Origin of the sequence: Pararhizobium gei, assembly GCF_029223885.1 — a bacterium.
In the GTDB taxonomy this organism is placed as follows: domain Bacteria; phylum Pseudomonadota; class Alphaproteobacteria; order Rhizobiales; family Rhizobiaceae; genus Pararhizobium; species Pararhizobium gei.
Genome location: NZ_CP119409.1, coordinates 2755244 through 2776114 on the forward strand (window position 1 = coordinate 2755244; position 20871 = coordinate 2776114).

The 20871-nt window shown below is 60.8% G+C and carries 21 protein-coding genes; 6 read left to right on the top strand and 15 right to left on the bottom strand.

Annotated features, from left to right (window positions below):
• Window position 1: 1 nt before the first annotated feature.
• Window positions 2-664, bottom strand: a complete 663-nt coding sequence (locus PY308_RS13445; protein WP_275783358.1) for a TetR/AcrR family transcriptional regulator C-terminal domain-containing protein — start codon at window positions 662-664, stop codon at window positions 2-4.
• Window positions 665-888: 224 nt separating this feature from the next.
• Here PY308_RS13445 and PY308_RS13450 point away from each other — a divergent pair, with 224 nt between their 5' ends.
• Window positions 889-1335, top strand: coding sequence for a hypothetical protein (locus tag PY308_RS13450; protein WP_275783360.1), 447 nt, complete (start codon window positions 889-891; stop codon window positions 1333-1335).
• 23 nt (window positions 1336-1358) lie between these two features.
• Here PY308_RS13450 and PY308_RS13455 read toward each other — a convergent pair whose 3' ends face one another.
• A complete protein-coding gene (locus PY308_RS13455; RefSeq protein WP_275783361.1) occupies window positions 1359-2612 on the bottom strand; it encodes an FAD-dependent oxidoreductase in 1254 nt (417 codons plus the stop codon).
• Window positions 2613-2699: 87 nt separating this feature from the next.
• Entirely contained in the window at window positions 2700-3107 is a 408-nt protein-coding gene (locus PY308_RS13460; protein WP_275783365.1) for a winged helix-turn-helix transcriptional regulator, read from the bottom strand.
• Between the two features lie 158 nt (window positions 3108-3265).
• Between PY308_RS13460 and PY308_RS13465 the strand changes: the two genes are divergently transcribed.
• Window positions 3266-4153 (top strand): SDR family oxidoreductase, encoded by an 888-nt coding sequence (locus PY308_RS13465; RefSeq protein ID WP_275783367.1) that lies wholly within the window; start codon window positions 3266-3268, stop codon window positions 4151-4153.
• Between the two features lie 50 nt (window positions 4154-4203).
• Here PY308_RS13465 and PY308_RS13470 read toward each other — a convergent pair whose 3' ends face one another.
• On the bottom strand, window positions 4204-4956 hold the full coding sequence (locus PY308_RS13470) for a pyridoxine 5'-phosphate synthase (RefSeq protein ID WP_275783370.1): 753 nt from the start codon (window positions 4954-4956) through the stop codon (window positions 4204-4206).
• 337 nt (window positions 4957-5293) lie between these two features.
• Between PY308_RS13470 and PY308_RS13475 the strand changes: the two genes are divergently transcribed.
• Entirely contained in the window at window positions 5294-6391 is a 1098-nt protein-coding gene (locus PY308_RS13475; protein WP_275783373.1) for a hypothetical protein, read from the top strand.
• Window positions 6392-6421: 30 nt separating this feature from the next.
• Here the strand turns inward: PY308_RS13475 and PY308_RS13480 are convergent, their stop codons facing one another.
• The 6 genes from PY308_RS13480 to PY308_RS13505 form a co-directional block, all read right to left on the bottom strand.
• On the bottom strand, window positions 6422-7552 hold the full coding sequence (locus tag PY308_RS13480; protein WP_275783376.1) for an ATP-dependent DNA helicase: 1131 nt from the start codon (window positions 7550-7552) through the stop codon (window positions 6422-6424).
• Window positions 7553-7865: 313 nt separating this feature from the next.
• Window positions 7866-8231 (bottom strand): nitrile hydratase accessory protein, encoded by a 366-nt coding sequence (locus tag PY308_RS13485; RefSeq protein WP_275791121.1) that lies wholly within the window; start codon window positions 8229-8231, stop codon window positions 7866-7868.
• The gene (gene nthB / locus PY308_RS13490; protein ID WP_275783379.1) at window positions 8224-8883 is read right to left on the bottom strand and encodes a nitrile hydratase subunit beta; all 660 of its coding nucleotides are present in this window, start codon (window positions 8881-8883) and stop codon (window positions 8224-8226) included. The genes PY308_RS13485 and nthB overlap by 8 nt, the downstream gene beginning before the upstream one ends.
• Complete coding sequence (gene nthA, locus PY308_RS13495) at window positions 8880-9509, bottom strand: nitrile hydratase subunit alpha (RefSeq protein WP_275783380.1); 630 nt, start codon at window positions 9507-9509, stop codon at window positions 8880-8882. Before nthA ends, nthB begins: the two co-directional genes overlap by 4 nt.
• 14 nt (window positions 9510-9523) lie before the next feature.
• Complete coding sequence (locus PY308_RS13500) at window positions 9524-10333, bottom strand: bestrophin-like domain (RefSeq protein WP_275783384.1); 810 nt, start codon at window positions 10331-10333, stop codon at window positions 9524-9526.
• Between the two features lie 61 nt (window positions 10334-10394).
• Complete coding sequence (locus PY308_RS13505) at window positions 10395-10988, bottom strand: LysE family translocator (RefSeq protein ID WP_275783385.1); 594 nt, start codon at window positions 10986-10988, stop codon at window positions 10395-10397.
• 192 nt (window positions 10989-11180) lie between these two features.
• Here PY308_RS13505 and PY308_RS13510 point away from each other — a divergent pair, with 192 nt between their 5' ends.
• Window positions 11181-12026: an aldo/keto reductase gene (locus PY308_RS13510; RefSeq protein ID WP_275783388.1), complete on the top strand. Its 846-nt coding sequence runs from the start codon at window positions 11181-11183 to the stop codon at window positions 12024-12026.
• A gap of 51 nt (window positions 12027-12077) precedes the next feature.
• Here the strand turns inward: PY308_RS13510 and ilvN are convergent, their stop codons facing one another.
• Window positions 12078-12650 carry an acetolactate synthase small subunit gene (gene ilvN, locus PY308_RS13515; protein ID WP_275783389.1) on the bottom strand — a complete coding sequence of 191 codons (573 nt, stop codon included), beginning with the start codon at window positions 12648-12650 and terminating at the stop codon, window positions 12078-12080.
• A 22-nt stretch (window positions 12651-12672) separates the two neighbouring features.
• Window positions 12673-14466 (bottom strand): acetolactate synthase 3 large subunit, encoded by a 1794-nt coding sequence (locus tag PY308_RS13520; RefSeq protein ID WP_275783392.1) that lies wholly within the window; start codon window positions 14464-14466, stop codon window positions 12673-12675.
• 324 nt (window positions 14467-14790) lie between these two features.
• On the opposite strand from PY308_RS13520, the gene PY308_RS13525 reads away from it, so the two are divergent.
• Window positions 14791-16830: a helicase HerA domain-containing protein gene (locus PY308_RS13525; protein ID WP_275783393.1), complete on the top strand. Its 2040-nt coding sequence runs from the start codon at window positions 14791-14793 to the stop codon at window positions 16828-16830.
• Between the two features lie 5 nt (window positions 16831-16835).
• On the opposite strand, the gene miaA is transcribed toward PY308_RS13525, so the two are convergent.
• A complete protein-coding gene (gene miaA / locus PY308_RS13530) occupies window positions 16836-17741 on the bottom strand; it encodes a tRNA (adenosine(37)-N6)-dimethylallyltransferase MiaA (protein WP_275783396.1) in 906 nt (301 codons plus the stop codon).
• On the opposite strand from miaA, the gene serB reads away from it, so the two are divergent.
• Window positions 17740-18627, top strand: a complete 888-nt coding sequence (gene serB / locus PY308_RS13535) for a phosphoserine phosphatase SerB (protein ID WP_275783399.1) — start codon at window positions 17740-17742, stop codon at window positions 18625-18627. The two genes, miaA and serB, sit on opposite strands and share 2 nt — an antisense overlap.
• A gap of 91 nt (window positions 18628-18718) precedes the next feature.
• Here the strand turns inward: serB and PY308_RS13540 are convergent, their stop codons facing one another.
• Window positions 18719-20173, bottom strand: a complete 1455-nt coding sequence (locus PY308_RS13540) for a Do family serine endopeptidase (protein ID WP_275791122.1) — start codon at window positions 20171-20173, stop codon at window positions 18719-18721.
• A 267-nt stretch (window positions 20174-20440) separates the two neighbouring features.
• Window positions 20441-20827 carry an ACT domain-containing protein gene (locus PY308_RS13545; protein WP_275783401.1) on the bottom strand — a complete coding sequence of 129 codons (387 nt, stop codon included), beginning with the start codon at window positions 20825-20827 and terminating at the stop codon, window positions 20441-20443.
• Window positions 20828-20871: the final 44 nt, after the last annotated feature.

Consider the following 20871-nt stretch of genomic DNA (forward strand, 5'->3'; position numbering starts at 1 on the left):
CTCAAAGGCTCGCCGTATCTCTTTTCGAGCCGCAGAGCGACAGAAAGGCATCGACCGCCCGCTCCGCCCTTTGGCTGAAACCCTGTTTTGCCCGGCTTATGTCCTCGCCGAGCAGCATGCGCAGATGCAGATCGGAAACAACCAGCCCGTACAGTGTGCCGTAAGCCTCCTCGCCGTCCTCGAAGGCCAGAAGCCCGGAGCGGCGTCCGGCGTCGAGCAGAGCCCCTGCCCGCTTGCCGATCTGCCGGCGGCCATGCTCCTGCAGCATCTCGCCGAGCTTGGAGCCGTCGCGGCTCGCTTGCCCGATCGCCAGACGGTTCAGTGCCAGCGACACGTCGCCGGAGAGAACGTCGAGCAGGTCGCGCGCAAACACCACCAAATGGGCGCGCAGGCTCTCGGCCGTCAGCCGTTCCGAACGCTCGTCGAAGGTCCGGACCTTGCTCGCCTGGAAACCGATCATCGCCGACAGGATGCCGTCGCGATCACCGAACCACTTGTAAAGGCTCTCTTTCGAGCAGTTCGCCGCCCGCGCCACACCGGCCGTCGTCAGTGCCTTCTCGCCGCCATCGACCAGAAGCCTGAGCGCGCTATCCAGAACGGCGTTCTGGCGCGGCGAAAATTCCGGCTGGGACTGGTGGTGGACAAGCAAGACATAAAACTCCATCAAAGTACCGTACGGTACGGTTCTGCTTATGTCGCAAAGATTTTGGCGGGTCAAGAGGCAAGTGCAGAATAATCAGGCAGAAATCCCACGGTCACACGCTGAATGCGCGACCAGCCAAATACTCCGAAAATGTGCAGCCGCGGTGTATTCGATATCGCTTTTGTTCCGTGACATGCGCTCCTGCCCTCAGCTATAGATGAGCTTCATTCTCCTGGGGAGGTTCCATGTTCCGGCCTATCGCTACCACTGTCTTGTCCTGCTTCATGCTGCTTGCGCCCTTGACCGCCTCAGCCGAATCCGCGGACGACGTGCGCGGCCGCATCGAGGACCTGCACGGCAATGCGGACGGCTTCGACGAGGCTTTCAAGTTGGTGACGGAAGCAATGAAATTCGGCGATCCGGTCACGATCTCCGACCTCGGCAACTATCCGCTGACGGTGAACGCCAACGGCGAAACCTACGATATCCTGTCCGCCAAGGACATGCTCGACAACTACGGCTCGCTGGTGATGCAGGAAACCCAGAATGCCGTTTCGGAACAGCAATATGGCGATCTGATCGTGAACAGCGACGGCGTCGGTCTCGCCAACGGCGCGCTCTGGATGAGCGCCATCTGCGATAATGATGACTGCACCCAGTCCCACTGGGCCATCATGAGCATCAATAATTAAGGCGAGGACCTGACCCGAGCCCGTCAGGCTATCCAGTGCAGCGGCTCGCAATCTCTCTGCCAGCGGCATTCGGAAAGGCCGGTCGATTCAAAAGGATCGATCAGCGTTCCGGCAACGATCGAGGCGAGCAGGCGCGGCATCGGCGGAACCTTGGCGATGCTGGAAACCAGCCGATCCCGGATCCAGGCAACGGCTGCCGAATCGGATTGATAAAAGGGCGTAAAGGCGAGCGACAGCATCTGGAAAAGCCTGACATGATCGCGGCGCGCGCGTGCATAGGCAGGAAGCGCCAAGGCCAGATCGTCATGTATTTCCAGTGCATGGGAGAGCGCGGCCGCATCGAGCAGGGCCATGTTCGCCCCCTGCCCCAGTTGCGGGCTCGTGGAGTGGGCGCTGTCGCCGATGAAGGCGAGCCGATCGGCGAAAGGCGGAAGCGCCGTGCGATGGGCGTAGCGCGCCAGAACCAGTTGATCCCAGTCGAGAATCTGATCGAGAAACGGCGCACTGTCGGGCCAGTATCCATAAACTCTGTTCTTCCAGGCATTGATTCCCGCGGCCCGGGTTGCCTCCACGTCGGCAAGTTTCAGGCTCCAGAAAAACGCGGTCTTGTCAGCCGCCCCAACCCGAGCCCGACCCGCCGGCAGAACGCCGATCATGACCTTGGCCTTGTCGTAACGCTGCGTCAGGGCGCGTTTGTCGGAAACAGTGTCTTCGGCATCCAGCGTCGCCCAGAAAGCGCCATAGGCGAGTTCGCGGACGATCGGAGCCGAGGACGAGCCGGTGATCAGCGGCGAGCGCGCGCCGCTGGCATCGATCACCAGATCGTAGCTGCCGATTTCTGCACCGTCTTTATCCATCAAACTCCGTTTACCGGCCCGCAGAACCGCGGCCGACAGGGACACGCCGCATCGGATGGGGATGCCTTGGGCAAGGATGGCGTCATGCAGCACCCCGAACAGGGCTGCCCGGTGCACGGCAAGACCGTATCTGCCGCCGGGAGCCGCATCGTAGCGCACGTCGAGTACGGTGCGGCCGCTCAGGGCATCGGCGCCATGGAGCCGATCTATTCTATTCCCCAGCGCCCGGATACTGTCGAAAAGACCAAGCGCATGAAGAACAGTCAAGCCGGTCGGTTGCATCAACAGTCCGGAGCCGACCGGCGCCGCCCTGTCGAATCGCTCAATGATCTCGACCCTGTGCCCCGCCCGCGACAGAAAGAGCGCCGCTGCAAGACCCGCCGGTCCGGCACCCGCTATACCGATTTCGAGCTTCCTCATGCTGCCCCGCTGGTCCTGCCCTCGCGATCATCTGTAGAATGGCATGACCCTGGCGTCCACAGAGCCTGACCGGCCTAATTGTCGCGCTTAGAGCGCAGCCGCATCATAGTCGGCGCGGGCGGCCCGGATCCGGTCGTGATTTGCGCTTGACCATTCGACAAGACCGCCGATCAGCACGAGGAAAGACTGACCGAGCGGAGTGAGGCTATATTCCACGCTTGGAGGCTGGGTCGGAAAGACCTTGCGGCCCAGATACCCGTCGCGCTGCAGGTCGCGCAATGTCTGGGTCAGCATGCGCTGGGAAATATCGGGAATGAGCCGGCGCAGCGCCGAAAACCGCATCGGACCATCAGCGAGGGCCAGGATCATCAGCGTGTTCCATTTGCCGCCGATGTTGTCGATCACATCCCGCACCGGACAATTGGCTCTGGAAAACACCATGCCGTTGATGACGATCACCTGCTCGCCTTCGGTCTTGCCTGCCATCCTGTTCATGAGCCGGTTCCCTTCACGTAACCACGATAGAAAAAACTGCCTCCTTTACATCCGCCGGGCGATAGCGAAATAAGAGCAGGTCTCATTTCGGAACCATATCCCAAACCGGATGCGCCGGCAACGAACCGGCTGCCATCCTCATCAAAAAAGGATCTAACATGTCTGAAACCCTCCTCGTCACCGGCGCCGCCGGGCAGCTCGGCCGCCTCGTCCTCGACGGACTGCTTGCGTCCGGCAAGATCTCGCCGGCCAGTATCGTCGCAACCAGCCGCGACACCGCAAAGCTCGCTGACTACGCGGCCAAGGGTGTCCAGACCCGCCCGGCCGACTTCGATGATGCAGCGTCCCTCGAAGCCGCCTTTCTAGGCGCCAACCGTATCCTGATCATCTCGACGGATGCACTCGACGAGCCGGGCAAGCGCCTTCGCCAGCATAAGGCCGCTGTTGCCGCCGCAGAGAAGGCAGGCGCCAAGCACATTTTATACACCTCCATGCCAAGCCCGGAAACTTCGGCCGTCACCTTCGCGGGCGATCATCTCGGCACCGAAAACGCCATCAAGGCGACAGGCATCCCCTACACCATTCTGCGCAATGGCTGGTACATGGAAAACCTCTTCATGGCCCTGCCGCATGCTCTGGCCTCGGGCCAATGGTACAGCGCCGCCGGAAATGGAGAACTCGCGCATATCGCCCGCGCGGACATCGCCAAGGCCATCGTCGGCGCCCTTCTGTCTGACGCAACGGAAAGCGCGACATACACGCTGACCGGAGAAACGAAACACACGACGGACGAGGTGGCCGCGCTGGTCAGCCAAGCCACCGGCAAGCCGCTGGAGGTCGTGCATGTCACGGACGAACAGCTCGCGGGCGGACTGAAGGCAGCGGGCCTGCCGGAAGGCTTCATTCCGGTGATCGTCTCCTTCGACACCAATACCCGCGAAGGTCATATCAGCATGGTCACTGCGGATGCTGCAAAACTTTCGGGCCAGACGCTGACCACCCTCGAAAGCTTCCTCGAAGCCAGCAAGCCCGTGTTGCTCGCATAATCCAAAAAGGGCTCCGTTTGCGCGGAGCCCTGACCTATCGCATCCTTCAGTCAGATGGTCTGTCCGCAGGCCCGGCAGAAACGCCGCACGGTTTCGTCCATGCCGTATTGAAGCGCATCTGCGGTCAGGCCATGGCCGATCGATACTTCCGCAAGGCCCGGTATGCGCGCGGCAAGCGGCGGCAGGTTGGCGACGGTCAGGTCGTGACCGGCATTGACACCGAGCCCGAGTTCCGCGGCCAGTTCGGCGGTCCAGCCGAGATCGTCCAGAATGGCAATGCTGCGCTCGGGATCGTCATAGCAGCCACCATAGGGACCGGTATAGAGTTCGATCCGGTCAGCGCCAGTCTCGCTCGCAATCTTCAATGCTTCGCCGTCCGGGTCGCCATCGGCAAACAGTGACACCCGAAAGCCCTTTGTCTTCAACCGGCCGACGACAGTGCCAAGAAGAACGTGGTTCTTTCGGAAATCCCAGCCGTGGTCCGAGGTTGCCTGCGCCGGATCATCCGGCACCAGCGTCACCTGATCTGGCTGGTGCTGATCGACAAGATCGAGAAACTCCGAGTTCGGATACCCCTCCATGTTGAATTCCGCCTGCGGGTAGAGATCGTCGATCAAGGCGCGAATCGGCGCCAGATCGGAGAAACGGATATGCCGCTGGTCGGGGCGCGGGTGCACCGTTAGGCCGCTCGCGCCTGCCGCAAGGGCGATTTCTCCAAGCCCTGTCACCGATGGCCAAGGGAGATCGCGGCGGTTTCTAAGCATGGCGATGGCGTTCAGATTTACCGAGAGTTTGGCAGGCATTTCAGGACTTTCGACAAGAGAGGAGCCGTGCCCCTGTCTTAACGGCTCACTCCGCAGGCTGCAAGAAAACGGCCGGTTTAATCTTCGCCTGCAACAAAAAATGCGGATGACGCATATTTCATGTACTATATGCGTGTAACAACCGGACGCCCGCCAAACCAGGAAAAGCCTGATCTGGTGGAGAGGGCGAGCAATCGTCTGAGACTTGCACCGCACCAACACCATGGAAAGACATCTACCGGACCGATGACACGTTGTTTGCCCACCAGCCTTTTGTTTCCAGCCGTCTCTTGCAGAAGAGCCACGTCCATGCCGCTCGCATCGGGGAGACAAGCCGATGACTGAGACGGCGCGTCCCCAGGATGCCCTCATTCTCGAAGCGCTCGAACGGCTGCTGTCGAGCGCGGTCTTCGCCCGCTCGGAGCGGCTTCGGGCGTTCCTGAAATATGTGGTCGAGCGCGAAATGGAGGGCAACGGCCATCAATTGAAGGGCTACACGATCGGGATCGACGTTTTCGATCGGCCGCAGGCCTTCAACGCCGATAGCGACCCTCTGGTGCGGGTCCATGCCGGAAAACTTCGCAAGCTTATGGCAGCTTACTACGCCGGCGAAGGCGCAAAGGACGATTGGCGGATCGATATTCCCAAGGGAAGTTATGTGCCCATCTACAGCCGCCACAATCAACCGCCTGGCCCGGAGCCGGAACGCATTGTGGTCGCCGCGCCCAGGCGCCGTCCCGCCTGGCGGCCGGCGCCCTTCTCGTCGCCGCTCGCCCTCCTTTCCGTTCTGCCTCTGCTTATTTTCGTGCCCCTGTCGTCGCCCGCCATGAGCGTCAGCATCCCCACACCCGCCCGGCTGCACGGAGCTGTCGTCGAACGCAAGTTCGCTGGCGCCCTGCCGCGGATCACCATCCGGACGGAGGGGCCGAAACGCGGCAAGGCTGCCCGTTTCGGCGATGCATTTGGAACGGCAGCGTCCCATTACCGCACCATCACGATAGCTCCGGCAAGATCAATGTCTGCCAATCCACGCCCGGATGCCGACCCGCTTGCCTTTACCGTCACGATCGCCGAAGAGAAACTGCAGGCCGGCCTGCGTGTCGTCATTGTCCAGGATGCGTCCTCGACGATCCTCCATGAGAGTTTGATCGATCAGGCTCATCTGGCTGCGGACGCCGATATTCTCTTCGAAAGCCTGGCGCTTGCAGAAAAAGCGCTGTCGGCGGACGGCGATCTGTACCGCTATGCGCGCAGGACATTGACCGCCAGTCCGTTGATGGCCTGCATGGCGCTGACCGATACCTATGGAAAATTGCAGACCCGGGAGGCCTTTCACGAGGCCAGGTCCTGCCAGGAGGACTTGTCGAGCGAGCATCGCCGCAAGCTGCAGTTCGTGATCAGCGCAGGGGCGCTGCCTTTCACGCTGGCCCGGTAACCAGGACAGCCGCTACGGCTGCCCGAGCCGTCACCGGACGATCGTCAGCGTTTCCGCGGCGCGGGTGATCGCCGTGTAGAGCCAGCGTTCGCGGGTGTCGCGAAAGGCCCAGCTTTCATCGAACAGCACCACATCGTTCCACTGCGAGCCCTGGGCCTTGTGCACGGTCAGGGCATAGCCGTAGTCGAACTCATCGTACCGCTTGCGCGTCGACCAGGGGATTTCGCCCTCGACATCCTCGAAGGCGGTTTTCAAGAGCTTGATCTTGGCCGCGCCGCGATCCATGTCGTCGTCCTCAGGCCGGATCATCAGGTTGATACCCGGCTTCACCGTTTCCTTGGACGAGGTCATGACCTGCCAGAGCGAGCCGTTCAGCAGTCCCTTGGCGGGATCGTTGCGCAGGCAGACCAGCTTGTCGCCCGACTGCGGATAATCGGTGGTAAAGCCTTTCAACTCCCGCAGCCGCATATTATAGCGGCGTCGCGTCTTGTTGGTTCCGACAAGCACCTGATCTGCGTCCAGCACGAGGCTTTGCGTCACCTCGTTCTTGGAAATGACTCTGGCCGTCGTGCCATAGTCTCCATGCATGATCTCCTTACCTTCGCGCACCTGCATGGCGAGCTTGATGATCGGATTGTCACGGGCCTGCCGGTGGATGTCCGTCAAGAGATAATCCGGTTCCTCGTTGGTAAAATAGCCGCCACCGGAGACCGGCGGCAGTTGGCCGGGATCGCCAAGCACGAGGATCGGTGTGCCGAAGCTCATCAGATCCCTGCCCAATGCCTCGTCCACCATCGAGCATTCGTCGACGATGATCAGTGCCGCCTTGGCGACCGGGCTCTGGCGGTTGATCGAAAACATCGGCGCGATGGACGTCTTGCCGGTTTCCTCGTTCGACACTTCCTCCTCGCCGCGCGGCCGGTAGATCAGCGAATGAATGGTCTTGGCGTTCGACGCGCCCTTTGAGCGCAGCACCTGTGCAGCCTTGCCGGTAAAGGCGGCGAACAGCACATCGCCATCGACATGTTCGGCAAAGTGGCGGGCAAGCGTGGTCTTTCCGGTTCCGGCATAACCGAAGAGGCGAAAGAGCGGCGATCGTCCCTCCTTCAGCCAGCGCGAAACGGCCTTCAGGGCTTCATCCTGTTGTGGTGCGAATTCCATGGCCGATCTATTGCCCGATTCGCCGTCTTCTGTCGCCCGGCTTGAAGGGCAGGCTTGGCGCTGGCAATCGCATACGCGTCCGGCAACCTCGGGAAACCGCCACGCGGAAGGCATATCGGCACCCGTGTCGCATAATACATGATAGAAGCAAAAAGACCGTCCACCGCCGTGATTGGTGACTGTGAAAGCGTTGACGTCACGACAGCGCCTTTTGAAAACCCAAAGCTGCGACCGCCTCGGGAATCGGCAGCTGGGAAAAGCCGGTCCAATGGGGCTTTGTCGCGAAGTGCGCCGCGCGGAAGCGATCGTGAGTTTACCGCAGCGGATCGTTGTCCAGCCGGATGGGCTTTCCATGGGGCGTCGCCGCGGCCGCACGCTGCCAGCTTTGCGAGAGTTGATCGAGATCGGCCTTCGAGGTGATCGACAGTTCCGTGACGAGCCGTGACAATGCCGCGACCCAACAGTCGAAATAATCGGCCGCATCGGCGCGCCGGCCCGGGCGATAAAGCTCCTGCGACAGGACTTCCGCCCATTCGCTCCAGGAGAACACGCCCTTCTCGTAGAGGCTCACCGTCATCGCAAAGGCATCCGCCTGCCAGGGTTCGGCAAAGACCGGATCGCCCTCGGGCGACCTTGGAAGTTCGGGCGAGTTCGCCAGCAATGCAGCAGGCTTACGCATGTTCAAGATAGCTCTCCCAGGCATCGATCGACACCGTCAGCGACGGATCCGCCCCCTCGCCCCATATTTCCTCTCCATCGAACACTACCGTATAAACCCATTGTGGATTTTCGCCTTTCCCATGGGCATTCTCGTCGGGAAAGACGAACGAGCCCTGCACGCTCTCGACGATGCCCGTCTTCGAACGGGCATAGCGCGGCAGGCGCGTATGGGTCAGAGGATTGAAATTCCGGGTGCGCACCTGCTGGCCGGGGGTGAACAGCGGATCGGTCGTCGCGGGGCGGTCGCAGGGGGCGCCTTTGGCAAGAACGGACGGGACCATAGCGGCGGTCAATATGCGTTTCGGCTCACGGCTCTTTTCCAGCAACACGCCCGCAGCCAGTTCGTCGGCTGAAACGAAGCCGTGGCGCTGCAGGAGCACCTCCAGCGCTCGCGTCCAGATTTCATAGTAACTGGCCGACAGGTAGGTCGCCGGCGGCAGGCTTTCGCGGGCATGGCGGCTTTCATCGATGGTCCAGGCCCCGAAAGCACCGCAGGACAGGGTCAGCCCCAGCGCACGCTTCTCCCAATCGGCATGAAACAACGGTTCGTTGGTTTCAGGCGCGACCGGGCCGAACCCATGCTGCCCGCCAAGGTCCTGGGCGCCGTTCATGCCGCTTCTCCGACTGTTTTTGCCAGTCCGGTGCCGATCATCGAATCCCGTGTCACAAGATCGGCGAGCGCCTCCGGCGTGAACCCCTCCGTGCCCTCTGGCCGCTCGGGAATGACGATATAGCGAAGCTCGGCCGTCGAATCCCAGACGCGGATCTTCCTGGTCTCGGGCAAAACAACTCCGAATTCACCCAGCACACCACGCGGATCGATCACCGCGCGCGAACGATAGGGCGGTGCCTTGTACCAGACGGGCGGCAGTCCGAGCACCGCCCATGGGTAGCAGGAGCATAGGGTGCAGACCACGAGATTGTGGATATCAGGCGTATTGAAGACCGCGCGCATATGCTCGCCCTGGCGGCCGCTATAGCCGAGGCTGGCAATCGCAGCCGTGGCGTCGCGTCGCAACCAGTCGGCAAAGTCCGGTTCGCTCCATGCCTTTGCGACGACGCGGGCGCCGTTGCGCGGCCCGATCCTGGTCTCGTAGGTCTCGACGATGGCGTCGATCGCTGCCGGATCAATCAGGCCCTTCTGCGTCAGCACGGTTTCAAGCGCCTTCACCCGCGCTTCCATCGGCGAAAAATGGTTGTCATGATGGTCATGCTCATCGTGATGGGGGTGATGCATTTTATCCTCGATGGCTATGGACTGGAAAACGGGTTGTCACCGGCAGGGAGGCTCTTGCCGAGATCTCCGCGCAACAGATTTTCGAAGGGTATAGGCTCAAGTTTCCCCGGCTGCTCGAAGGGATTGGAAAAGGCAAATATGAAGAAGAGGACGACACCCGAATAGGCGGCGAAAGTGGAGAGCAGAAAAACATGCGTCCGTGTCGGACGAAAGACATAGAATGGCACCGCAAGCAGCGCGAGGCCAGTCAGGGCCGGCGCCCAGAACAAGCCGCTGAAACTGCCCGCCGCGGTCTCTTCGCGGATCTGTCGAAACCGTGCGATAGCCGTTGCCCGATCGCGCATTCTGTTGCCCAGATAACGCTGCCGCTCCGTTTCCGCCGTCAGATCGAGCAACCGTTCATAGACATCGTTCCACTCCACCCACGCCTTTGGTGAGAGCCCTTGACGATGGCCCAGCCTGCGCCATTCCTCACCGACCACGGCAAGAACGTATTTGGCCAATCCGGTCTGGATCAGCGCAACCGAAGGCCCGCCATAGCGCCCGATGTCATTGTAGACGTCGGATATCGCCACGGCCTCCTCCATCAGATTGTTTCGGATGCCCTTGTAGTCGTCAAGTTCCTGAGCATAGACCAGGGCAAGGATCAGGCCGTGGAGTGCGGCAATCCGCACGGCAATCGTTGCCGCAGCGTCATGGGTACGATCACCGTCGGCGCCGGGCGCAAGCACTTTCCGCGCAAGAAAATAACAGCCTAAAACGATCGCGAGCGCGCCCGCCACAAAGACAAAACCTGTGATGATTGAAACGACGAACCCGGGCATCGGCACATCTTCGTTCTGAAAAGGACGGAATCGCAGCCCGCCACGGAGAAGCTGAACTACTCTAGCGCAGCATCGGCCAAAGACTGACGACGAGCAAGACCGCCATGATGATATTGAACCATTTGAGCCGAACAGGATCCGAAAGCCATTGCCGCAGAACTGAGCCAAAGCCGGCCCAGGTGGACACGCTCGGCACATTCACAAGCGCGAAAATCAGGCCGACAACCATAACGCTGAACAGATAGCTCTGCTCGCTTGTATAGGTCGCCATGGCGGAAACGGCCATGACCCAGGCCTTCGGATTGACCCATTGGAAAGCGGCAGCCTGCAGGAAGGTCATCGGCACTGCGTTCGCCTTGCCCTCTGACAGCGTCCGCGACGTGCCGATCTTCCAGGCGATCCAGACCAGATAGGCGCCGCCGGCAAATTTCAGCACCGTGTAGAGCAGAGGCACAGAGTGAAGAAGCGCGCCGAGACCGAGGCCAACGGAGATGAGCAGGAACAGGAACCCCGTGCCAATACCGAACATATGCGGAATCGTCCGCATGAACCCGAAATTCACCCCGGATGCGAAAAGCATCATATTGTTCGGACCCGGCGTAATCGACGTCGTGAGCGCAAAGAGAAACAGCGCGACAAGCGTATCGGCCTGCATGAAATTCACTCCAGATATTTTCAGCAACTTAGTTGAGCTGTTTTCCCGGACCACCCGAAACTTGTCACCATGACAAGAAGCAGACAACGCTGCCTTTTCTCTGGCGCCTGACCTTTGCACTGTCGCACTGCGCCATAAATGAAACATTGGCGGCGCCTAGAACGTTCGTCTTTGAAGGCCAGGAGGATATTCATGCACCACCCCATTCCGACGACAGCGTTACCTTCGGGGCGAACCGTTCCCGTCATTGGCCAGGGCACCTGGCACATGGGCGAGCGCAAGCAGGCTTTCGCAGAAGAAGTCAAAAGCTTGCGGCACGGCCTCGACCTCGGCATGACCCTCATCGACACCGCGGAAATGTACGCCGACGGCGGTGCCGAGCGCGTCGTCGGTGAAGCGATCAAGGGGCGGCGCGACGATGCTTTCGTCGTCAGCAAGGTGTTGCCGACCAATGCCGGTGCTGAAGGTGCCAAAAGAGCCTGCGAAGCCAGCCTCCGGCGGCTGGGCACGGACTATATAGACCTCTATCTTCTGCATTGGCGCGGGCGCTATAAGCTGACTGAGACGATCGACGCCTTCGAGGGGCTACGGCGGCAAGGCAAGATCGGCGCATGGGGTGTTTCGAATTTCGACACGGACGACATGGACGAGTTGCTCTCCCTGTCCAATGGAACCGAGGTCGCGACCAATCAGGTGCTTTACAACCTCAACCGTCGCGGCATTGAGTATGACCTCTTGGGGGCAAGCCAGGCGCGGGGCATGCCGGTCATGGCCTATTCTCCGCTCGACGAGGCCCGGCTTTTGCGCCACCCGGACTTGATCCACATCGCCAAGGCCCACCAGGCGACCGTCGCCCAGGTTGCGCTTGCTTTCCTGATCAGCAAACCGGGGGTCATCGTCATTCCCAAGACCGGCATGCAGGAACGTGTTCGGGAAAACCGCGGAAGCGTGGACGTCAAGCTGACCGGGGACGACCTGACGCTGCTCGACAAGGCCTTTCCTCCGCCCATGGCAAAAATGGCACTGGAAATGATCTGACGAAGACGCTGCATCGGTGAGACTGGGCGCCAGCGGCGCCCATTCCATTATCTACATCCCCTGAGGGCCGCGGTTCATCGCTGCGATGCCGGTGCGGCAGACTTCGATGACCCCAAGCGGCTTCATGATAGCCACGAACTGGTCGATCTTGGAGGACTTGCCGGTGATCTCGAGGATGAAATGCTCGAGCGTCGCGTCGATCACCTTGGCGTGGAAGGCATCGGCGAGACGCAAGGTTTCGGCGCGGCTCTCGCCCTGACCATTGACCTTGACCAGCGCCACCTCCCGCTCGATCGGCCGGTCGTGACCGAGTTCAGCGGCGCGAACCGTCAGATCGACGACGCGGTGGACCGGGACGATGCGTTCCAGCTGCGCCTTGATCTGCTCCAGCACATGCGGCGTACCGCGTGTGACGATGGTGATGCGCGACAGGTGCGACTGATGTTCGGTCTCTGAAACCGTCAAGCTTTCGATGTTGTAGCCCCGGCCTGAAAACAGGCCGATGACGCGAGCGAGAACGCCCGGTTCGTTATCGACCAGAACCGAGAGCGTATGGTTTTCCGCCTTCTCGGTTTCCTTGGCGATGAAATAGGCAGAGCCGGTGGGCTGAAGATGTGCGTTCATGATCTTGTCTCTCTCTATTCCATCAAACCAGTGCGCGGCCCTTGGCGTCGATCGCCGTAGCGACCGCTTCGTCCGTGGCTTCGTCCGGCAACAGCATCTCGTTATGCGCCTTGCCCGATGGGATCATCGGGAAGCAGTTGGCGAGATTGGCGACGCGGCAGTCGAAGATGACGGGTGCCGGGCTGTCGATCATCTCCTGGATCGCACCGTCGAGATCTCCGGGCTTTTCGCAGCGTATGCCAACGCCGCCATAGGCTTCGGCCAGTTTGACGAAATCGGGCATGGCCTCGGTATAGGAGTTGGAAAGGCGGTTGCCGTGCAGCAGCTGCTGCCACTGGCGTACCATGCCCATATACTGGTTGTTCAGGATGAAGATCTTGACCGGCAGGTTATGCTGCACGGCACACGACATTTCTTGGATGCACATCTGGATCGAGGCATCGCCGGCAATATCGATGACGAGTGAGTCCGGATGCGCGACCTGAACGCCGATTGCCGCCGGGAAGCCATAGCCCATGGTGCCGAGGCCACCGGAGGTCATCCAGCGGTTCGGATGCTCGAAGCCGTAGAACTGGGCTGCCCACATCTGGTGCTGGCCAACTTCTGTGGTGATATAGGTGTCACGATGCTTGGTCAGCTCATAGAGCCGCTGGATCGCATATTGCGGCATGATGACGTCGTCGCTCATCTTGTAGGCGAGCGAGTTACGGCCGCGCCAGCGAACGATACCGGTCCACCAGTCTTCCAGGCGGCTCTTGTCGATCTCGCTCGCCGACGCCCGCCACTGGCGAACCATGTCCTCCAAGACATTGCCGACATCGCCGATGATCGGAACATCGACGCGAACGGTCTTGTTGATCGAGGACGGATCGATATCGATATGGATCTTCTTGGAGTTTGGGGAGAACGCATTGAGCCGGCCGGTGATGCGGTCGTCGAAGCGCGCGCCGATGCAAACCATGACGTCGCAATCATGCATCGCCATATTGGCCTCGTAGGTGCCGTGCATGCCGAGCATGCCAAGCCAGTTCTCGCCCGATGCGGGATAGGCGCCGAGCCCCATCAGCGTCGAGGTAATCGGAAAATTGGTCAATTCGACCAGTTCGCGCAGCAACTGCGAGGCTTCCGGGCCGGAGTTGACGACGCCGCCGCCGGAATAGATGACCGGACGACGCGCGGTCTTCATCAGCGCGATGGCCTCGGCAATCCGCCGCGCGTCGCCCTGAAGCTTCGGCTGATAGCTTGCCTGGACGGGAGCGGCTGACGGCGGGGTATAGGTGCCGGTCGCGAACTGGACGTCCTTCGGGATATCCACGACGACAGGGCCCGGGCGGCCGGACTGCGCGATGCGGAACGCCTCATGGATGATCCGGGCGAGATCGTTGACGTCCTTGACCAGCCAGTTGTGCTTGGTGCAGGGACGCGTGATGCCGACCGTGTCGCACTCCTGGAATGCGTCCGAACCGATCAGAGAGGTCGGAACCTGGCCCGTCAGGCAGACCAGCGGGATCGAGTCCATCAGCGCATCCTGCAGCGGCGTCACGGCGTTCGTGGCGCCCGGCCCGGATGTTACCAGCATGACGCCGACCTTGCCCGTAGAGCGCGCATAACCTTCAGCCATATGGCCGGCGCCCTGCTCGTGGCGGACGAGGATGTGCTTGATATCTTCCTGCTGGAAAATTTCATCATAGATTGGCAGGACGGCGCCGCCCGGATAGCCGAAAATATGCTCGACGCCGTTGTCCTTCAGCGCGCGAAGAACGATTTCCGCGCCTGTCATCTGGTTGCCTGCCGTCTGGGTATCTGTCCCGCTCATTGGCCTGTTTCCGTCCATGTTAGCGTGTTTTATTGGGGATTAGCTGGTTTCAGGGCATAAAAAAAGGCCCCGTCAGGAGCCTCGTATCGCGCATGGGTGGCTATCGCCGGATGGTTACACCATCCTGCCCATGCGCCGTCCCACCACAAGAATAACAACAGAGTTTTTCATGGCGGCAGTGATAGCCACAAAAGCGGACGGCGTCAACGACAATTCGGGAAAATGAAATCAACTGCACCCTATCGGCAAAGTGGCAGCAAGTGGCGGAAACATCTTGTTAAATTCCTTCCCGTAATACTGTCCGATCATGGCAGAGGCATCCCATTGCTGAACAGCGACCTTCATACATCCGTCAGCGCCGGCGAACAGGAGCGGCGCGATACCCTGAAACGCGGCAATCGCTTTCTCGGCCGGGTCGTCGCGTGCAACGGGTCGCGCGCGACCATCTCCGCCCTTGCCGAAAACGGCGAGACTGCGCTCAGTGAGCTCTGGTCCGTCGGCCGGCTGATCTCGATCAGTGTCGGCGACAACCGCGTTGTCGCCCTCGTCTACTCCATGCAGACCGCTACCAACGACTGGGGCGAGGAACTCGACAACACATTCCGCATCGAGGTGGAATTGATGGGCGAAGTGAATGTCGCCCCCTCCGGCCGCGAGGAGTTTTCAGCCGGCATCAGCCAATATCCCTATCTCGGAGCCATCGCCCACAGGATCCGTTCCGCGGACCTGGCCCGTATCTACGATGCCGGCAAGAATGAAAACTGCATCATCGGCACACTCACCCAGGATGAGAGCCTGGATGCCACCATCAATGTGCCCTCGATGCTTTCGAAGCATTTTGCCATCGTCGGCACCACCGGCGTCGGCAAGTCGACGGCCGTCAGTCTACTTCTGCGCAAAGCCATCGCGGCCGATCCGAAGCTCAGGGTGCTGATCCTCGATCCGCACAATGAATTCGCCGCCGCCTTTCCTGATCTTGCCGTTGTCATCGATACCGACAATCTGGACATGCCCTTCTGGCTGATGCGGCTCGAGGAATTTGCCGAGGTCGTCTTTCGCGGGCGGCCGGCCGTTCCAGAAGAGCTCGACATTCTCCGCGACGTCATTCCCGAGGCAAAACGGGCATTCAAGGGATCTATGGAATCAGGCCTCGCGCGCCGCGCCAGCGAGAAAAGCTCCCTTACCGCCGACACGCCGGTGCCCTACCGCATCGCCGATCTTCTATCGCTGATCGACGAACGAATTGGCCGGCTCGAAGGCCGCAGCGACAAGCCGCACCTGCGGTCGTTGAAGGTAAGGATCATGAGCGCGATCAATGATCCGCGCTACAATTTCATGTTTTCGTCCAACACGATCACCGACACGATCCTCGAAACGATTGCGAAAATCTTCCGCATCCCCGGTGACGGCAAGCCCGTGACGACCTTTCAACTTGCCGGAATTCCGTCCGAAGTGGTCAATTCCGTCGCCTCCGTACTCTGCCGCATGGCTTTCGAAATCGGGCTCTGGAGCAATGGCGGCGTCCATATGCTTGTCGTCTGCGAGGAGGCCCACCGCTACGTGCCTGCAGATCCGAGCCTCGGCTTTATTCCGACACGGCAGGCGATTGCCCGTATCGCAAAGGAAGGCCGCAAATACGGGGTATCGCTGGGGATTATCACCCAGCGGCCAGGGGAACTCGATCCGACCATCCTGTCGCAGTGTTCGACGGTCTTTGCCATGCGGTTGTCCAACGACCGCGATCAGGAGATCATTCGTTCCGCCATTCCCAATTCGTCGATTTCGACAACGAGCTTCATTTCCTCCATCGGCAATGGCGAAGCAATTGCTTTTGGCGAGGCCGTTGCGGTTCCGATGCGCATGCGCTTTACCCGCGTTGGCGAAAACAACCTTCCGAAAGCCAATGGAATCGCCGCGAAAACGACGGACGAAACGCCATCGACGATCGATCTGCGCGCTGTTGTCGCCCGCATGCGTGCCCTGAACGGACCCGATATTTCAAACTTGCAGCAGTCTTACGCAGCAAATGTCGATCCTGCCTACGCTCCGGTCCCGGAGAGCGCGGTCCCTGCGTCCAGCGCCGATGACAGACCATCTGTCTCGACCGAAATCGCCTTTAACGAACCCTACAATCCGGGGATGCTGCCGCGCAACGAACCGGCCAGTCCGCATCTTGACCGCTTCAACCAGATCCGTAGCCAGTTACTCGGCGGCGAGACGCCTTCTCCACAAACATCGGAACCCTATCGCCCGGCTGCGCGCACCACGTCGGGCTTTGCTCAACAGCCCGCTCCAGACCTGCCAAGGCCATCTCTGCGCGAAAGCCTTCTGAAGAAACCGCTGAGCGGCATCATCCGCAAATAGCACCTTCAGACACTGGCCGGGTCGAGACGGTGCCAGCTTTCATCCAGCTGGTTCCGGAACCAGGTCATCTGCCGCTTTGCATATTGCCGTGTTGCCGCCGACGCGGTTTCGACGACCTTCGCCTCGGTCATCGTTCCCCCCAGCATGGCTGTTATCTGCGGCACGCCGATCGCTTTCATGGCCGGCATGTCCGGGTGAAGGCCGAGGGAGAGCAGCTTTTCAACCTCCTCTACCGCACCTTGTTTTAGCATCTGCGCGAATCGCCTGTCGATGCGCTGGCGCAGAAGCTGGCGCTCCGGCAGGACGACGAGTTTCAGGGCGCGATCAGCAGCGATGGTCATAGGGCCTTGCTGCGCTTGAAAAACGCGAATCGATTGTCCGGTCGTGGCAAAAACCTCAAGCGCGCGGGCGATCCTCTGGCCGTCTCCCGGTCGCAAGCTGGCCGCCGTTGCGGGATCGATTGCCGCAAGCACGGCATGCAAGGCCTCCGGCCCTTCGTCGTGCAAACGCCCCCTTACTGTGTCACGAACGGCCGGTGGGATTGCCGGCATATCCGAAAGCCCGCCGGTGAGCGCCTTGAAGTACAATCCGGTCCCCCCGACGAAAACCGGAATTCGCCCGGCGCCACGCACGGCGCCAAGGAGCGCGCCCACATCACGGAGCCATTCGCCGGTGGAATAAAGCTGCGAAGCCGGAACATGACCATAGAGATGATGCGGGATATCCTGCATATCGTCGTCGGACGGGCGCGCGGTCAGCACATGCAGCGTGTCGTAGACCTGCATGCTGTCGGCATTGATGACGACACCGCCGTGCCGTTTCGCCATCTCGACTGCAAGAGCGGACTTGCCGCTGGCAGTCGGCCCGGTTATCAGGATCGCATCCTGTCCCGTTTCAAGGTTTTTCATCATGGCCTTCGTTGCCACGCTTGTTGCCAATCCGTCAAATCCCGTTCTGACGCCGGCGATCGCCGAGGAAGCCGCCGCTGCCGTCAATGCGTCCGGCCTGTACTGGCTGGCCGACGGGGTTGCCTGCGATATCGCGCTCAGGGACGGCAGCAATCCGGACTGGCAGGAAGCGCTGCTGCGCGGCGTCGTCGGCGACCTGCCGATCGACGTCGTGGTGCAGACGGCTGAAACGCGGCGCAAGAAGCTGCTGATCGCCGATATGGACTCGACCATGATCGGCCAGGAGTGCATCGACGAACTGGCGGCGGAAGTCGGACTGAAGGACAAGGTCTCGGCAATCACCGCGCGTGCCATGAATGGCGAGATCGCCTTCGAGCCGGCGCTGATCGAGCGCGTCGCCCTGCTCAAAGGTTTGCCCGTTACGGTCGTCGGCGATGTCATCGACCGGCGGATCACGCTGACACCGGGTGGCAGGGAACTCATCGCGACGATGAAGGCCAAAGGCTATTACACCGCTCTCGTCTCGGGCGGCTTCACTGTCTTTACCGGCCCGATCGGCGAAATGCTGGGTTTCGATGAAAACCGCGCCAATATCCTTCTCGAGGAAGGCGGATACCTGACCGGCGCGGTAGCGGAGCCAATCCTTGGGAAACAAGCCAAAGTCGATGCTCTGGTGGACATCACGACCAGGCTCGGCATCTCGACGGCCGAGGCCCTTGCTGTCGGCGATGGCGCCAACGATCTTGGCATGCTGCATCTGGCCGGATCGGGCGTCGCCCTGCATGCGAAGCCCATCGTTTCCTCGCAGGTAAACATCCGCATCGATCATGCCGACCTGACCGCCCTTCTCTACATTCAGGGCTACCGGAAGACGGATTTCGCGGCCTGACCGCGATCACGGCGCGCAGAGGACATTGTCTCGTCAAGCGTCCTGACGGCGCACTTCGTTTGCGTACCTGACAAAGGCTCCGTCGCCTTGCCTATTCCATCCGCACCGTCACGAACCGCAGTTCGCCGGTGGTGTTGGCGATCATCAGCAAAGCGTTGCGGCGACCATCCCCCTTCAGCTTGTCGATCCTGGCCGAGACATCCTGCGGCGTCTTCATCGCTTCCTGGCCGATTTCGACAATCACGTCCCCGACTGCAATCCGTCGCTCCGCCGCAACCGACTGGGGCGCGACCTCCGACACCACGACCCCTTCGACTGTCTCGACGATACCATAGCTCTTGCGGGCAGCCGCATCCAGCGGCACAAGCTTCATGCCCAGAACCGAATCGGAGACAGGCAGGGCTGTTGCCGGCGGCGCGACCTCGTCGCCTCCTTCCGGCGATGGCGTCGTCGGCGCGGCATCTGCCTGCGCCAGTTCCTCGCCGTCCTCGAGCCGGCCGAGCGTCACCTTGACCGTCATCTCCTTGCCATCGCGGATGATCACGACATCGACGGCCTTGCCAACCGGGCTTTCGGCAACGGCGCGCGGCAGATCGCGCATCTCCACCACGTCCCGGCCATCGAACCTGACGATCACGTCGCCGGTCAGAATTGCTCCGCCATCGACAGGCCCGCCTTTGATAATGCCGGCGATCAGGGCACCTTTCGGTGTCTCCATCTTCAGGCTTTCGGCGATATCGTCCGTGACGGGCTGTATTCTCACGCCGAGCCAGCCGCGATGCGTCTCGCCGAATTCCCGCAATTGGCCGATGACATTCTGCGCCAGTTCCGTCGGCACCGAAAAGCCGATGCCGATCGATCCCCCTGTTGGCGAAATGATCGCCGTGTTGATGCCGATGACCTCGCCTTTCATGTTGAAGAGAGGCCCGCCGGAATTGCCCTTGTTGATGGCCGCATCCGTCTGGATGAAATTGTCATAGGGACCGGCATTGATATTGCGCCCGCGCGCCGAAATGATCCCGACCGTCACGGTGCCGCCAAGTCCGAAAGGATTGCCGATTGCCATCACCCAGTCGCCGATCCGCATCTGGCGGGAATCGCCGAAAGGAACCGCCGTCAGCGGGCGTTTCGGCTCGACCTTGAGCAGCGCAAGATCGGTCTTGGTGTCAGTGCCGATCAGCTTGGCCTTAAGCTTGCTGCCATTGGCAAAATTGACCTCGATATCATCAGCACCTTCGATGACATGATTGTTCGTGACGATGAAGCCAGTGGGATCGATGACGAAGCCGGATCCCAGTGAATCGACTGTCCGCGGTCGTCCTCCGCCCTCCCCGGTCTGCCCCTTGAAGAATTCATCGAAGAAATCCTGGAAGGGCGACCCTTCCGGCACCTGCGGCGCCGGCGCCTGGTCGTCGTTTTTCACGTTCTGGGATGTGGAAATATTGACCACGGCGTCGAGCAAGCCGGCTGCCAGATCGGCTACGGAATCAGGGCCTTGCTGGATCCTTGCCGGTGCCGTCGTCTGGGCGCGGGCGATGGAAACCATCGGCACGGAATTGACCAGCAAGGCTGCGCCCGTTGTCAGAGCGATGGATCGAAGGAGGAAAGCGCAGTTGAAACCCATAGGGTCCTCTCGATTTGGATGGCTCGCCGACAGTGACCAAGTTCGGATCAGCCGAAGCTCTCGCCCCGTCCGCGTCAGGCAGCATCAAGACGCCGACGCAGCTGACCTCTCGACAAGATAAGGCGGATTCGGGAGGCGTCCAGTCATCTTTTCCTCAGCAGGTTGTCGATACCCGATCATGCGCCAGGATCAGACCATGATCTCGTGGCCATGGGCCTTCAGCGCCGCGACGGCCTTGTCGAGGTCCGAGCCTATGATGAAGATATAGTCCGTGCTGAACGTCGAATTAGCAAAAATTCCGACACCGGCATCCGACAGCGGGTTGAGAACGGAGGCGAGCACGCCTGGCACGTCGAACTTGAAATGCTGTTCGATCCGGAAGCAACGCCATCCGCCGGAGGATTGGATCGTGGATGGGATGCGCGCTGCACGGCAGACCAGCGTCATCTCCTCGCGGGAACTGGATACCGCCCAGAAACCGGCGCCGACGAGCCATTCCGGCAGCGGTGTCCCGATATTGAGCCTGGTAATCGCATATTCTGCGTCCACGAGGCGGATCAGCAATTTATGTGTCATTGTCTATCCTCAAGCCAGCCAGACACTTGCCACGCCGGGTGCGA

Coding starts and splice junctions, on each gene's coding strand:
- PY308_RS13480 (WP_275783376.1), bottom strand. CDS start 7,552: ATGGAATTCGCACCACAACAGGATGAAGCCCTGAAGGCCGTTTCGCGC.
- PY308_RS13510 (WP_275783388.1), top strand. CDS start 11,181: ATGCACCACCCCATTCCGACGACAGCGTTACCTTCGGGGCGAACCGTT.
- PY308_RS13475 (WP_275783373.1), top strand. CDS start 5,294: ATGACTGAGACGGCGCGTCCCCAGGATGCCCTCATTCTCGAAGCGCTC.
- miaA (WP_275783396.1), bottom strand. CDS start 17,741: ATGATGAAAAACCTTGAAACGGGACAGGATGCGATCCTGATAACCGGG.
- serB (WP_275783399.1), top strand. CDS start 17,740: ATGGCCTTCGTTGCCACGCTTGTTGCCAATCCGTCAAATCCCGTTCTG.
- nthA (WP_275783380.1), bottom strand. CDS start 9,509: ATGCATCACCCCCATCACGATGAGCATGACCATCATGACAACCATTTT.
- PY308_RS13485 (WP_275791121.1), bottom strand. CDS start 8,231: ATGCGTAAGCCTGCTGCATTGCTGGCGAACTCGCCCGAACTTCCAAGG.
- PY308_RS13505 (WP_275783385.1), bottom strand. CDS start 10,988: ATGCAGGCCGATACGCTTGTCGCGCTGTTTCTCTTTGCGCTCACGACG.
- PY308_RS13520 (WP_275783392.1), bottom strand. CDS start 14,466: ATGAGCGGGACAGATACCCAGACGGCAGGCAACCAGATGACAGGCGCG.
- PY308_RS13450 (WP_275783360.1), top strand. CDS start 889: ATGTTCCGGCCTATCGCTACCACTGTCTTGTCCTGCTTCATGCTGCTT.
- nthB (WP_275783379.1), bottom strand. CDS start 8,883: ATGAACGGCGCCCAGGACCTTGGCGGGCAGCATGGGTTCGGCCCGGTC.
- PY308_RS13445 (WP_275783358.1), bottom strand. CDS start 664: ATGGAGTTTTATGTCTTGCTTGTCCACCACCAGTCCCAGCCGGAATTT.
- PY308_RS13460 (WP_275783365.1), bottom strand. CDS start 3,107: ATGAACAGGATGGCAGGCAAGACCGAAGGCGAGCAGGTGATCGTCATC.
- PY308_RS13540 (WP_275791122.1), bottom strand. CDS start 20,173: ATGGTTTCCATCGCCCGCGCCCAGACGACGGCACCGGCAAGGATCCAG.
- ilvN (WP_275783389.1), bottom strand. CDS start 12,650: ATGAACGCACATCTTCAGCCCACCGGCTCTGCCTATTTCATCGCCAAG.
- PY308_RS13465 (WP_275783367.1), top strand. CDS start 3,266: ATGTCTGAAACCCTCCTCGTCACCGGCGCCGCCGGGCAGCTCGGCCGC.
- PY308_RS13455 (WP_275783361.1), bottom strand. CDS start 2,612: ATGAGGAAGCTCGAAATCGGTATAGCGGGTGCCGGACCGGCGGGTCTT.
- PY308_RS13470 (WP_275783370.1), bottom strand. CDS start 4,956: ATGCCTGCCAAACTCTCGGTAAATCTGAACGCCATCGCCATGCTTAGA.
- PY308_RS13545 (WP_275783401.1), bottom strand. CDS start 20,827: ATGACACATAAATTGCTGATCCGCCTCGTGGACGCAGAATATGCGATT.
- PY308_RS13500 (WP_275783384.1), bottom strand. CDS start 10,333: ATGCCCGGGTTCGTCGTTTCAATCATCACAGGTTTTGTCTTTGTGGCG.